The organism is Tropicibacter sp. Alg240-R139, from assembly GCF_900537075.1.
Lineage (GTDB): Bacteria > Pseudomonadota > Alphaproteobacteria > Rhodobacterales > Rhodobacteraceae > Falsiruegeria.
In genome coordinates, this window is record NZ_UNRA01000001.1 from 1 (window position 1) to 14,133 (window position 14,133).

Sequence of the window (14,133 nt, forward strand, 5' to 3'; positions counted from 1 at the left end):
GGCATCGACACCAAAGCTGTGACCACCGACCAGCCCTTCATCCATGCAGCGCTGCGAAACCGTCTCGAACAGATGCCGGAACAGGCCACTTTCACGGAAACGGCCGTGACGGTTCTTCGAGAAGGTAGCATGATCCGGCACTGGATCGACCAGGTCCAGCCTACAAAACCAGCGGTAGGCCAGATTGACATGCACCTCTTCGCAAAGCCGCCGCTCGAACCGGATGCCCATGCAATAGCCAAGCAACAACATCCGGATCATCAGCTCAGGATCAATCAAAGGGCGGCCATGCAAACTGTAAAACGGCGAAAGCAACGGACGCACATCTAATAGGTCAAGAAACCGATCAATCCCCCGCATCGGGTGGTCCCGCGGCACAAACGATTCAATTGAGAACTCATAAAACAGCGCGCCTTGAGCCATCTGCCTTGGTCCCATCATCGCCGAACCCTCCACTTTCAAAACAAGTGAATCAGAGCAACAACAACCAATCAACGGACTTTTTCAACAGGATCCGGACAAAGCGGAAATTGGCGGAAAACTGTTGACGGATCTAGTTTGGAGGCTCCCTATAGGGAAACCTGAGGGAAATTTGGACATGAAGAAATCGCTTTTCATCATTGCTTTAGCATGCGTCGCCTTTACGGCCAACGCACAGGACGGACCACGCCAAGTACTGTTTACCAACGTTAACATTTACAACGGAGTAGACAGCGTACTTGTCGAAAATGGATCGGTCCTCGTGGAAGGTAATTTGATAACGCAGGTTTCGGAAGGAACTCTCAGCGCGCCAGATGCCTTCTTGGTAGACGGTGAGGGCCGCACGATGATGCCCGGTCTCATAGACATGCATTCCCATCTTTGCTTCCGCAACGGGATGCTCGAGTTCAGAGACGACTATGACCAGATGGCCAATGGCGCATATACAGCGCGCGCCATGTTGGACTATCTGGATCAGGGCTTCACGACTGTTCGAGACGCAGGCTGCAATATTCTTGGTGTCGCGAAGGCAGTGAACAACGGTATTGTTCCCGGCCCAAGAATTTTCCCAAGCGGGGGCTTTCTCAGCCAGACCGGCGGACACGCAGACACGGGCAGCTTTAATGACCGCATCGGAGACCAAGACAAACTTGAGCAAGGTCGAGTTGGTTACATCGTCGATGGTGCCGATGAAGCTATCCGCGCGGCGAGACACAACCTGCGCGCAGGTGCCACTCAAATCAAGATAATGGCCGGAGGCGGTGTAGCCAGCGAGTTTGATCCGCTTCATATGACGCAGTTCACGGCCGAAGAGATGAAGGCCATTGTCGGGATTGCAGAAGACTACGGCACGTACGTTTTAGCACATGCTTATCACGATAGGTCGGTGAACCGGGCTATTGACGCGGGCGTCAAGGTAATTGAGCACAACTTTCTGGTTTCGGAAGAAACCATCGTTCGGATGAAGCAAGAAGGCGTCGCACTGTCCGTTCAAGCTGTTGTCGCGTTAGTTCAATTCGGCGATCCGGACAGCATCACATTTTTCTCAGAAGATCAGAAAAACAAGGCAAAGCAAGTCAATAGCGGTGCACTTCAGATGATGAAATGGGCGATCAAGCATGAGTTGCTGATGGTCACCGGTGGTGACATGTTTGGGCCTGATCTTCCAAATCAAGCCGACAACGTCATCAAGTTTCAGGAAGTCGCGGAAAACTCGCATCTTGTACTGAAAACTGCGACCAGCAACGCGGCGGAGGTACTAACTTGGAGCGGTGGAATGAACCCCTACAAAGAAGGAACACTGGGGACGATTGCCGAGGGCGGTTATGCAGACATTATACTGGTGGACGGCAATCCGCTCGAGGACATCACGGTAATCAAGCGCGACACAGTCGATTTCGTCATGAAGGACGGGCTGGTCTACAAAAACTGGCTGCCGAATGAAAAAGCTCCAGCTTTCCAACCCGCTGGACCAGAACGTGATGCATACTTTGGTCTCCACTAGCTGCGAAAGCGAGCAGCAAAGGAACCATTGACGATCGCCATGATGCTCGTTGAGTTTGACAAGACGTCACAATCAAAATGATCGGCAGCTTTGGGCTCATACCGGACATTCGGAGTTCCATCACAAACCTCTTATCCACGACGCTCGGGTCAGGCTTTGACGCAAAATTCAAGACCGTTCGACATTCGACCCCGGCGAGGGGTCGCAACGCGCGGGTTGACGGCTTTGGGATCAGTTCCCCTGATTGCGAAACAGTCGCGTGGACGAGAACATCGACTCCAGCTCTTCGATCCGCTCCTTGCTCTCTTCCCAACGCGCGCCCTGAACTTCGGCAATGAGCGCCTCGACAATCAGCAGGATCGCCATTGTGCTGTCCCAGCTTGACGGCGCCTCGACCAGCCCGTTGAACGTGTAGTCTGCACAGCGCCCGATGGGAGACCCCCATTGATCGGTGAACAGCACCACCGTCACCCCGCGCTCGCTGGCGATCTGGGCGAGTTTTTCCAGATGTGTCTCGTACCGGCGGATGTCAAAGATCACCAGGACCGAGTTTTCGTCCATATCCAGCAGGTACTGCGGCCAGACGTTGGCGGAATTGCCCAGCATCGTCACATTGGGGCGGATGATCTGCATATGGTTGAACAGGTAATCCGCATTGGACCGGGTGATGCGCCCGCCCACCACATAAAGCGGTCGGGATTTGTCTGCCAGCAGGCGCGCGACAGCGTCGAACATCTCGGTGTCGACCCGTTCCAATGTGTGACGCATGTTGGTCCAGACCACCTGTGCAAACCGCATCAGGGGATGTTCGGCGCTGTCATCCACCATCCAGGCGTCGCGTTTGGACAGCGGTTGCTTGATCTGGGCCGCGACCTCTTCGCGCAAGGCATCTTGCAGAGCGGGAAAACCATCAAACCCCAACTTGCGCGCCATACGGATCACTGTGGGGGTCGATACCCCGGCCGATGACGCCAGCTTGGTGATCGATTGCAACCCGCCCATCGGATAGTCCTGTAACAGGACCGAGGCCAGCTGCCGCTCCGATGGTGTCAGCTCGGCGGTATGGTCCTGTAGCAATTGCTTCACAAGCTTGGTGGTCGGGGTCACGGGATGCCCTCTTGTCTCGCATCGGCTATAGGCGACGCCTATGGGCACCGTCCAGTTAGCATTTACTACAGCCTAACCAGCTTTGTAGCGATGTCTACAGAAATAATATTGACAGACGATGGCCGCCTGTAACTAATGCTACACATGTCTGCCAACACCGAGTCATTTCTGCTGTCCGATCTGGAACGCCCTGCGGCGTGTGCCCTGAATGTGCGTGGCCAAGGTCAGGCCATTCTGGTCTGTGAGCACGCCAGCCGATTTGTCCCTGACAGCCTGAATGGCCTCGGCCTAAGTGATGAGGCCGCGCGCTCCCATGCCGCCTGGGACATCGGCGCGCTGGAGCTGTCGGTTGAGTTGATGCGCGCGCTGGATGCACCGCTCGTGCATTCGCGCGTTAGCCGTCTGGCCTATGACTGCAACCGCCCCCCAAGCGCCCCTGACGCCATACCGCCCAAAAGCGAACGCTTTGACGTACCCGGCAATAATGACCTGTCCAACGCCCAGCGCACTGCCCGCGTGATCGAAGTCTATGAGCCGTTCCGCGATCTGCTAAGCCAGACGCTGGACACCCGCCCCGCCCCACCGGTGTTGATCACCATTCACAGCTTCACACCGATCTACCGCGGCGAGCGACGTACCGTTGAACTGGGCATCCTTCACGACACAGATGACCGCGCTGCGCAGCTGCTGCTGAAGGCGGCTCAAAGCAGTGGCTTAAACACCGCACTAAACGAGCCCTACTCCGCAACCGACGGTGTCACACACACGTTACGTGAGCATGGCCTAAAACGCGGATTGCCCAACGTAATGATCGAAGTGCGCAATGATCTGATCGACACGCCCGCAGGTGTGAACCGCATCTCGGGCCTTTTGGCACCGATGCTGGCACAGATGGTCAAACAACTGACGACGGAGGCCGCGGAATGAACTTCGCACGGCGTTACATCGCCTGGATTGACGGGATGAACCGACTGATCGGCCGGGTGGTGATGTACGGCATCTTTGTGATGATGGGCATTCTGCTGTGGTCTTCGATTTCCAAAACTTTTTTCCTGCCATCGCTCTGGACGCTGGAAATGGCGCAGTTTGCCATGGTCTCCTACTACATCCTGGGCGGGCCTTATTCGATCCAGATGGGGTCGAACGTGCGGATGGACCTGCTCTATGGCGAATGGTCGGTCCGAAGACAGGCCTGGACCGACGCCTTTACGGTGTTTTTCCTGATCGTCTACCTCTGCGTCATGCTCTATGGCGGCTATGACTCCTTAAGCTACTCGCTGCAGTACGGCGAGCGCAGCCCCACCGCCTGGCGCCCCTACCTGTGGCCGATCAAGACCATCATGTGCGTTGGTCTGTTCCTGATGCTGCTGCAGGCGATTTCCGAGCTTTTAAAAGACATCCTGCGTATCCGCGGAGAAGACATTCCGAAGGAGACCATCTGATGTCATATGAGCTGATCGCAATCCTCATGTTCTCGACCATGATGCTGATGCTGATGACCGGCCAGCGTGTGTTCGGGGCCATCGGGTTTGTGGCGGTCATGGCCTCGCTCCTGCTCTGGGGGGATCGGGGCGGCTATGACCTGGGCTTTTCGGCCGCGATGAAGCTGATGAAGTGGTACCCGCTGCTGACGCTGCCGATGTTCATTTTCATGGGCTATGTGCTGTCCGAGAGCAAGATCGCCGACGACCTTTATAAGATGTTCCACGTCTGGATGGGTGGACTGAATGGCGGGTTGGCGATTGGCACCATCGGGTTGATGGTTCTGATCTCTGCCATGAACGGGCTTTCGGTTGCAGGCATGGCCATCGGATCGACGATCGCCCTGCCCGAGCTGCTCAAACGCGGCTACGACAAGAAAATGGTGACGGGGGTTATCCAGGCGGGATCGAGTCTGGGCATCCTTGTGCCGCCCTCAGTGGTTCTAGTGCTCTATGCGATGATCGCGCGCCAACCGGTGGGCCAGCTCTGGCTTGCTGGCGTCGTTCCCGGTTTAATGATGGCGTCGATGTTCATCCTGTATATCGTGATCCGCTGCCGGATGAACCCGGCGCTTGGCCCTGCCCTGCCAAAAGAAGAGCGCGACGTCCCGATGGATGAAAAGCTCCGGCTGTTGCGCTCTGGCCTGCTGCCACTTGGCATTTTTGCTGCGATGATGGTGCCCTTCGTGAACGGTTGGACGTCGCTGGTGGAAAGCTCGGCCATCGGCGCGCTGACCGCCTTTGCCGCTGCTGTGCTCAAGGGCCGGATGACGCGCGAGGTATTTGAGAAGTCTGTACGCTCCACCCTTGGAATTTCGTGCATGTTCATGTGGATCATCCTCGCCGCGCTCGCGTTCGGCGCCGTGTTCGACGGTCTGGGCGCGGTCAAAGCCATCGAGAATGTCTTCACTGAACGCCTTGGCTTAAGCCCTTGGATGATCCTGATCCTGATGCAGCTCAGCTTTATCCTGATGGGCACGTTCCTGGATGACACGGCCATGCTGGTCATCGTGGCCCCGCTTTATGTGCCACTGGTGGGTGAGTTGGGTTTTGATCTAATCTGGTACGGCGTGCTCTACACGATCACCACCCAGATCGCCTATATGACCCCGCCGTTTGGCTACAACCTGTTCCTGATGCGGGCCATGGCCCCGCCCGAGATCACATTGCGCGACATCTACGGCTCAATCCTGCCTTTTGTTCTGGTGATGGCGCTTGCGTTGGCAACGATCATGACCTTCCCGCAGATTGCGCTGTGGCTGCCGGACTACGTCTACAGCAAATGACCACAACAACTGATCCCGGGCACACCGGGGCATCCGAACCGACCAATAACAACCATGGGAGAGAACCAATGACGACAAGACGCAAGTTTATCACCACCGCCGCCCTCGGCACTGCCGCGGCCCCGCTGGCCACACCGGCACTGGCGCAGTCCACCATCAAATGGCGGATGCAGACTTATGCGGGCGCAGCCCTCGCCGAGCATGTGATTGATCCCGCAATCAAGATGTTCAACACCATCGCAGGCGACCGCATGCAGATCGAGCTGTTCTACGCCGATCAGCTGGTTCCAACGGGCGAGCTGTTCCGCGCCATGCAACGTGGCACCATTGATGCCGTGCAATCCGATGATGACTCGATGGCATCGCCCACCGAAGTCACGGTGTTCGGCGGCTACTTTCCCTTCGCCTCGCGCTATTCTCTGGACGTGCCGGTGCTATTCAACCAGTACGGGTTGAACGAGATCTGGGATGCGGAGTATTCCAAGGTTGGCGTAAAGCACATCAGCGCGGGCTCGTGGGATCCGTGCCACTTTGCCACCAAAGACCCAATCCGCTCGCTGGCTGACCTCAAGGGCAAACGTGTCTTCACCTTCCCAACGGCGGGCCGCTTCCTGGCACAGTTCGGCGTCGTGCCGGTCACCCTGCCATGGGAAGACATCGAAGTTGCAGTGCAAACTGGCGAGTTGGACGGCATCGCCTGGTCCGGCATCACCGAGGACTACACTGTTGGCTGGGCTGACGTGACCAATTACTTCCTGACCAACAACATCTCGGGCGCTTGGGCCGGGTCGTTCTTTGCCAACATGGACCGCTGGAACGAGCTGCCGGAAGATCTGCAAACCCTGTTCCGCGTCTGCTGTGACCAGTCGCACTACTACCGTCAGTGGTGGTACTGGGGGGGTGAGGCCAATCTGCGGGTCAACGGCCCCAAGATGGAGCTGACTTCGATCCCCGACGAAGAATGGGCCACGGTCGAAGCGGCTGCGCGCGTTTTCTGGGATGAAATCGCAGCCGAGTCCGAGACCAAGGCGAAGGTTGTCGAGATCTTCAAGCAGTATAATGCGGACATGGAAAAGGCCGGTCGCCCCTACCGCTACGGCTGATATGAACAGATTTGGCCCGCTGCTTGGCGGGTCAAATTTCTTACGTAAGAAATTTGGTCAGATTTTTTGGAAAAAATCTGACATCGCAGAAAAGGTGCGTCATGCTGACATTCGAAACCCTTAAGGAACAAGCCATCTCTGGCGAGGTGGATACGGTTCTGGTGTGTCTTGTGGATATGCAGGGCCGCCTGATGGGCAAACGCTTTCACGTACAGAACTTCCTCGACAGTGCTTACGAGGAAACCCATTGCTGCAACTACCTCCTGGCCACCGACCTCGAAATGGCAACGCCGGACGGCTACAAGGCCACCAGTTGGGAAGCGGGCTATGGCGACTATGTCATGAAACCCGACCTTTCCACCCTGCGCCCGATGCCATGGCTTGAAGGGACCGTGATGGTGCTCTGTGACGTGTTGGATCACCACACGCACGAACCTGTCCCGCATTCCCCGCGCCAGATCCTGCAGGCGCAGATTGCCCGCGCCGAAGCCATGGGCCTGACCCCGATGATGGCGACCGAGTTGGAATTTTTCCTGTTCGACCGCACCTTTGACGAAATCCGCGGAGGTGATTTTCGCGATCTGACACCGATTTCGGGCTACAACGAAGACTATCACATCCTGCAAACCAGCAAAGAAGAGCACGTGATGCGGCCGATCCGCAATCACCTCTATGCCGCTGGAATTCCTGTGGAAAACACCAAAGGCGAAGCCGAGGCAGGGCAAGAAGAGCTCAACATCCGCTACGCTGACGCTTTGGCTTGCGCCGACAACCACACCATCGCCAAACACGCCACCAAAGAGATCGCGCATTTCCACGGCCACGCCGCGTCTTTCCTGCCGAAATGGCACCACGACAGGGTTGGCTCGGCCAGTCACGTGCACCTGTCGCTGTGGCGCGACGGCAATCCCGAATTCTATGACGCCGACGCCCCCCATGGCCTAAGCACCTTGGGCCGTCACTTCTGCGCCGGCATGATCAAATACGCGCCCGATTACACCTTCTTCCTTGCGCCTTACGTGAACAGCTACAAACGCTTCATGAAAGGCACCTTTGCCCCCACCAAGACCGTCTGGTCAGTGGACAACCGCACCGCCGGTTTCCGCATGTGCGGCGAAGGCACCAAGGGCGTGCGCATGGAATGCCGCATCGGCGGGTCTGACCTTAACCCCTACTTGGCACAGGCCGCACTTCTGGCCGCTGGATTGAAAGGGATCGAGGACAAGTTAGAGCTTGCCCAGCCCACGGCTGGCGATCTCTACGAGGACAGTGATGCACGTGAAATCCCGCGCACGCTGCGCGACGCCGTAGAAACCCTGCGCGAGTCATCCATGTTGCGCGACGCCATGGGCGATTGGGCCATGGACCACTACACCCGTTGCGCTGAATGGGAGCAGGAAGAGTTTGACCGCGTGGTAACCGATTGGGAAATCGCGCGCGGGTTCGAAAAAGCTTGACATGTCGGACTGGGGCACTGCCCCAGACCCCGGAGTATTTTTGAAAAGATGAAGTCAGGGACGATGTTGTCCTTTAGTTGGAGTTCAGTGATGACTGGAACCGTTCAGTGTTTCTCGCCGATTGACGGATCGGTTTATCTGGAGCGGCCCTTGGCCAGCTCGAACGAAGCCAAGGCCGCCGCCGCACGAGCCAAGGCCGCGCAAAAGGCATGGGCCGCGCGTCCCTTGGCCGAGCGTATCGCTCTGGTGCAGGCCGCCGTGGCCGAGGTGGGCAAGACCACCGACCGCATGGCTGTGGAACTGGCTCATCAGATGGGCCGCCCGGTGCGCTACGGTGGAGAGTTCGGCGGCTTCAACGAACGCGCCAGCCATATGGCAGACATCGCACAAAGCGCGCTTGCGCCAATCGTGGTTGAAGACAGCCCAGCCTTCCTGCGCAAGATCGAACACGAAGCGCATGGTGTGGTGTTGGTCGTCGCGCCCTGGAACTACCCTTACATGACTGCGATCAACACCGTGGCCCCTGCCCTGATCGCGGGCAACACCGTGCTGCTGAAACACGCCGCCCAAACCTTGCAAGTGGGTGAGCGGATGGCCGAGGCGTTCCACGCTGTCGGCGTGCCCGAAGATGTATTCCAGAACCTGTTCCTGAGCCACGACACCGCGGCCGAGTTGATTTCGGGCCGTCACGTAAATTTCGTCAACTTCACCGGCTCGGTTCGCGGCGGTCAGGCGATGGAACGCGCGGCTGCGGGCACGTTCACCCCGGTCTCGACAGAACTGGGCGGCAAGGACCCCGGCTATGTCCGCGCCGACGCCGATCTGGAAGCCGCGGTTGATACGCTGATCGACGGGGCCTTGTTCAATTCCGGCCAATGCTGTTGCGGGATCGAGCGGATTTATGTGCATGAGAGCCTTTATGACGCTTTTGTCGAAAAAGCGGTGACGTTGGTCAACACCTACAAGCTAGGCAACCCGCTAGAGGCCGAAACCACCCTGGGCCCGATGGCGCATGTGCGGTTCGCGCAAGAGGTCCGCGCCCAGATCGCCGAGGCCGTGGACGCAGGCGCCGTGGCCCATATCGAGACGATGGAGGCCGACGATGGCGGCGCTTATCTGACGCCGCAGATTCTGACCAATGTCTCCCACGACATGCGCGTCATGCGCGACGAGAGCTTTGGCCCGGTTGTGGGCATCATGAGGGTCTCGAACGACGACGAAGCCATCGCGCTGATGAACGACAGTCCGTTTGGCCTTACCGCCTCGATCTGGACCGCCGACACAGACACGGCAAACGCGATCGGCGCACAGCTGGAAACCGGCACCGTCTTCATGAACCGCTGTGATTACCTGGATCCGGCCTTGTGTTGGACCGGCTGCAAAGACACCGGGCGCGGTGCAGGCTTGTCCGCCTTGGGCTTTCATGCTCTGACGCGGCCCAAATCCTACCACCTGAAAAAGGGCTGAACTGATGAAACTTGTTGGCAACTGGTCCTACCCCACCGCCATGCGCTTTGGCGCGGGCCGCATTTCTGAAATCGCCGACGCCTGCGGCGCGGCTGGCATCACCAAGCCGCTGCTGGTGACCGACAAAGGCCTGGCTGATCTGCCGATCACGCAAGCCACGCTGGACCTGCTCGAGGCGGCAGGCCTGGGCCGGGCGATTTTCTCGGACGTTGACCCGAATCCGAACGAGAAAAACGTCGAGGCCGGGCTGGCCGTCTACCGCGAAGGCGGCTTTGACGGGGTCATCGCTTTTGGCGGCGGCTCTGGCCTGGACCTGGGCAAGACGCTGGCCTTCATGGCCGGCCAGACGCGCCCCCTGTGGGATTTCGAGGATGTTGGCGATTGGTGGACCCGCGCCGACCCCGCAGGCATCCACCCCATCGTGGCCGTGCCCACCACTGCTGGCACTGGATCTGAGGTGGGGCGTGCTGGTGTCATCACCAACTCGCTCAGCCACGAGAAAAAGATCATCTTCCACCCGCTGATGTTGCCCAAGGTGGTGATCTGCGACCCGGAACTGACCGTGGGGATGCCGAAATTCATCACCGCGGGCACCGGTCTGGATGCGTTCGCGCATTGTGTCGAAGCCTTCTGCTCGCCGCATTATCACCCGATGAGCCAAGGCATGGCGCTGGAAGGTATGCGCCTGGTCAAAGACTATCTGCCGCGCGCTTATGCAGACGGCACCGACCTAAAGGCGCGCGCGCATATGATGTCAGCGGCGGCCATGGGCGCGACCGCGTTCCAAAAGGGTCTGGGCGCGATCCACGCCCTGTCGCACCCCATCGGCGCGCATCACCACACGCACCACGGCACCACAAATGCGGTCTGTATGCCCGCTGTTCTGCAGTTCAACCGCCCCGCAGCCGAAGGCGTGCTGACACAAGCCGCCGCCTATCTGGGTATTGAGGGCGGGTTTGAAGGGTTTGCAGCTTATGTCGACAACCTGAACGAGAGCCTTGGCATTCCCAAGACACTGACCGGGTTGGGCGTCACCAATCCCGACTTGGACATATTGGTGCGCGATGCGCTCAACGACCCGTCAACCGGCGGCAACCCGGTAGAAATGACGCCCGAGAACACCCGTGCCCTGTTCGAAGCGATCCTCTGACCAACGCTGAATTCACCTGTGTTAATTGAAGTTCCCGCTTGCGGCCCCAACCAGCACCGGTTGGGGCAGCATTTTCTATGCACGCCCACGCAACGGTCCCCCACGCCGGGTGGCTGTGTTCGCGCCGCAACAACATCACCATTTTCAACCCTGGGGTATTTCGCCCTTGGATCAATGTGATAGTTGGTAAGAAAACGCACTAAAGTGCTAATAAACAAAAGCATAATTGGAGCAGGTCCATGAGAAATTCGATCCTGGCAGCCCTCGGGCTGACCGTTGCGCTCGCGCAATCCACCGCAGCCGCAGAATTGGTTGGTGGCTATGTCGATCTTGGCTATTCCGCCTTCACAGACAACACACGCCTATCCAAACGCTCGCTGACCGGTTCGGGCGAGGTTGCCTTTACCCGCACCTTTGGCCTGCAAGCCGATCTGGGTCTGTATGACCTGAACGTGGTCAGCGAGGTCGGAACCAATGTGACCCTGCACGGCAATTTCCACGTGGGTGATTTCACCTCGCTTGGTGTTTTTGCTGGGCGCGACAACCTCAACAACCAGGGCGTGAACTTTTACGGCGTCGAGGCGGGCCACGAAACAGGCCGCGTTGAATTCGAAGGCTACGCATCCGTCGCCGACGCGGCAGGAAACAACGGCAGCAATGGTACCCTGGCTGGCCTGCAAATTCGGGGCAACATCAACGAATCCTGGCGCCTAAAAGCCAACGTCGACTACATCGACGCGCGCAATGGCGTTGACGCAACCCGTTACAGCATCGGCGCGGATTACGACTTTGGTCAGGGCGGTGCGTTCTACGCCGAAGCGGGCGGATTTGACGCCAACGCAGGCACCGCGGGCGCAAACGAGGCTTTTGTCGGCTTTGGCCTGCGCTACAATCTGGGCACCAAGCGCGGCACCACATTTGGCCGTCGCGGGTTCTTGGACAAGCTGCCCGGCCTCTGATCCATCTGTGGCGTCGGCGCCTCGGGTGGCGTCGACGATTCCCCCATAACCTTTAACACTTTACCTGATTCGCTCCGTGCATTAGATTGTGCCTATCAGAGCGCGCAAAGCGCCGTGCAGAGATGCACAACACAATCCCGTGCGGATATGCACGAGGCAAAGGAGCAGAACATATGAAACCCCATGCGGTGGCGGCGGTGCTTGCCATGGGGCTCGTCCCGATCAGCGCGAACGCTCAGGCAATCAGCGGCGCAAATGTTGACGTGTCCCACTATCAGTTCACCAACAACTCCAAAGGCACGCGCCAGGCGCTGCGCGGGTCCTTTGAACTTGGTCTCAGCGATACATTCTCGACCCAGATCGATTTGGGCTATTACCGGTTTGGCCAAAGCAACACATCTGGCCACAGCGCCACTTTGCACGGCGTCTATCAGTTTGACTACGGCGGTGCCGTGGGCGCCTTTTGGGGCACCGAGGACGAGAACACCATCGACCGAAATTTCTATGGGCTCGAAGCCATCTACGACTTCACCGGCATGACGGTCGAAGGGTATTTTTCGCGCGGGCGAGTGCAGGGCCAGAACGCCACTCTGCTGGGTGCTAAGATCAGCAGTGATGTGGGCACAAATCTGAACCTAAACGCGCAGGTCGACTATATGAACAACAAAACCGGCTCGGACCTGACCCGTCTGGCCATTGGCGCTGACTATGAACTGGGCAGCGGCGTGGCGCTCTATGGCGAGCTGGGCAACGGCAACGCCCGCGTCGCCAATTTCAGCTCCAGCGACGCCTTCATCGGATTTGGCATGAAGTTCAACCTGGGCGACCGCCCCGGCACCACTTTTGGCCGACGCGCTATTCTGGATCGCCTGCCAGGCATGTAAATCCGACGCACTGCCAATCAAACAATTTCAGGTCGCCGCGGCTCCCCGCAGCGGCCATTTTTGCCGTTCGGTTTTGACAATGCCAAGAAAATCTTCAATTCAAGTCGTCTAATTCGAAAAATGATGCCCCCATTTCACAAACGACAACCCCCATTTGGTTGATCAAAACAAGCCAGTCAAACGACCCGCATGGACTTGTATTTTCGCCACCAACCCTCCCCGGGTGTTGACATTTTGTTCTCTATCTCGCGATAGTCGGTGAAAATCAAAACAGGGGCATCTTATGCAGGGGAAACTGACATCACTGGAGCTGTGCGCGGGCGCCGGTGGTCAGGCCTTGGGCATCGAACGAGCCGGGTTTGGGCATGAAGCCATGGTCGAGGTCGACAAGTGGTGTCGCCAGACCCTGTCGCTGAACCGCCCCCAATGGAATGTTATCGAGGGCGAGCAGGCCGATCTGACCAATTTTGACGCGCGCCCCTTTGCCGGGGTTGATCTGGTGGCCGGTGGCGTACCCTGCCCCCCATTTTCCAAGGCAGGCAAACAACTGGGCGCTGCCGATGAACGAGACCTGTTCCCCGAAGCTTTGCGTGTCGTGGACGAGGTACGTCCCAAAGCTGTGATGCTGGAAAATGTACGTGGCTTCATGGATGCGGTGTTCCACGACTATCGGCAAAAGCTGAAGTCGCAGCTCAAAAAGATGGGATACAGCTTTGTTGACTGGCATCTCTACAACGCCAGTGATTTTGGCGTGTCGCAATTGCGCCCTCGGGTGGTGATCGTTGCAGTGCGGGATGAGTTTGCAGACAAGTTCGAATGGCCCAAAGGCGGTGATATGCAGCCGCCCAGCGTGGGCCACCTGCTGCATGACCTGATGGGCGCGCGGGGCTGGACCGGCGTGGACCGCTGGCGCGATGGCGCCGATGAAATTGCGCCGACCATCGTCGGTGGGTCAAAAAAGCATGGCGGCCCGGATCTGGGCCCAACCCGCGCCCGGCGCGCGTGGGAGGTTTTGGGCGTCAACGGCAAATCTATCGCCGAAGAAGCACCTGATCCCGATTTTGAGGGTCTGCCACGGCTGACCGTCCGTATGGTGGCTCGCATTCAGGGGTTCCCGGATGACTGGCAATTTGCCGGGCGCAAGACCAATGCCTATCGACAGGTGGGCAACGCCTTTCCGCCGCCCGTGGCCGAAGCTGTAGCGCGCAACGTCAAAGCGGCGATCACCGCGCGGCGCCTGTACGCGGTTGCCTGA

13 protein-coding genes are annotated in these 14,133 nt (G+C 58.3%); 11 read left to right on the top strand and 2 right to left on the bottom strand.

Annotation, left to right across the window (positions count from 1 at the left end):
- On the bottom strand, positions 1-441 hold a 441-nt coding region (locus G6R15_RS00005; protein ID WP_164659196.1), incomplete at its 3' end, for a transposase.
- Between the two features lie 157 nt (positions 442-598).
- Here G6R15_RS00005 and G6R15_RS00010 point away from each other — a divergent pair.
- Complete coding sequence (locus G6R15_RS00010; protein WP_164657743.1) at positions 599-1,984, top strand: amidohydrolase family protein; 1,386 nt, start codon at positions 599-601, stop codon at positions 1,982-1,984.
- A 231-nt stretch (positions 1,985-2,215) separates the two neighbouring features.
- Here G6R15_RS00010 and G6R15_RS00015 read toward each other — a convergent pair whose 3' ends face one another.
- On the bottom strand, positions 2,216-3,091 hold the full coding sequence (locus G6R15_RS00015) for a MurR/RpiR family transcriptional regulator (RefSeq protein WP_164657744.1): 876 nt from the start codon (positions 3,089-3,091) through the stop codon (positions 2,216-2,218).
- A 144-nt stretch (positions 3,092-3,235) separates the two neighbouring features.
- On the opposite strand from G6R15_RS00015, the gene G6R15_RS00020 reads away from it, so the two are divergent.
- From G6R15_RS00020 to G6R15_RS00065, 10 genes are all read left to right on the top strand, one after another.
- Positions 3,236-4,018, top strand: coding sequence for an N-formylglutamate amidohydrolase (locus G6R15_RS00020; RefSeq protein ID WP_205520444.1), 783 nt, complete (start codon positions 3,236-3,238; stop codon positions 4,016-4,018).
- Complete coding sequence (locus tag G6R15_RS00025; protein WP_164657746.1) at positions 4,015-4,533, top strand: TRAP transporter small permease subunit; 519 nt, start codon at positions 4,015-4,017, stop codon at positions 4,531-4,533. Before G6R15_RS00020 ends, G6R15_RS00025 begins: the two co-directional genes overlap by 4 nt.
- A complete protein-coding gene (locus tag G6R15_RS00030) occupies positions 4,533-5,858 on the top strand; it encodes a TRAP transporter large permease subunit (RefSeq protein ID WP_164657747.1) in 1,326 nt (441 codons plus the stop codon). The genes G6R15_RS00025 and G6R15_RS00030 overlap by 1 nt, the downstream gene beginning before the upstream one ends.
- A 68-nt stretch (positions 5,859-5,926) precedes the next feature.
- Positions 5,927-6,961, top strand: coding sequence for a TRAP transporter substrate-binding protein (locus tag G6R15_RS00035; RefSeq protein WP_164657748.1), 1,035 nt, complete (start codon positions 5,927-5,929; stop codon positions 6,959-6,961).
- 101 nt (positions 6,962-7,062) lie between these two features.
- Positions 7,063-8,418, top strand: a complete 1,356-nt coding sequence (locus G6R15_RS00040) for a glutamine synthetase family protein (protein WP_164657749.1) — start codon at positions 7,063-7,065, stop codon at positions 8,416-8,418.
- Positions 8,419-8,508: 90 nt separating this feature from the next.
- Complete coding sequence (locus G6R15_RS00045) at positions 8,509-9,885, top strand: aldehyde dehydrogenase family protein (RefSeq protein ID WP_164657750.1); 1,377 nt, start codon at positions 8,509-8,511, stop codon at positions 9,883-9,885.
- A gap of 4 nt (positions 9,886-9,889) precedes the next feature.
- Positions 9,890-11,035, top strand: a complete 1,146-nt coding sequence (locus tag G6R15_RS00050; protein ID WP_164657751.1) for an iron-containing alcohol dehydrogenase — start codon at positions 9,890-9,892, stop codon at positions 11,033-11,035.
- Between the two features lie 239 nt (positions 11,036-11,274).
- Positions 11,275-11,994: a hypothetical protein gene (locus G6R15_RS00055; RefSeq protein WP_164657752.1), complete on the top strand. Its 720-nt coding sequence runs from the start codon at positions 11,275-11,277 to the stop codon at positions 11,992-11,994.
- A gap of 173 nt (positions 11,995-12,167) precedes the next feature.
- On the top strand, positions 12,168-12,878 hold the full coding sequence (locus G6R15_RS00060) for a porin (RefSeq protein ID WP_164657753.1): 711 nt from the start codon (positions 12,168-12,170) through the stop codon (positions 12,876-12,878).
- Between the two features lie 283 nt (positions 12,879-13,161).
- Positions 13,162-14,133: a DNA cytosine methyltransferase gene (locus G6R15_RS00065; RefSeq protein ID WP_164657754.1), complete on the top strand. Its 972-nt coding sequence runs from the start codon at positions 13,162-13,164 to the stop codon at positions 14,131-14,133.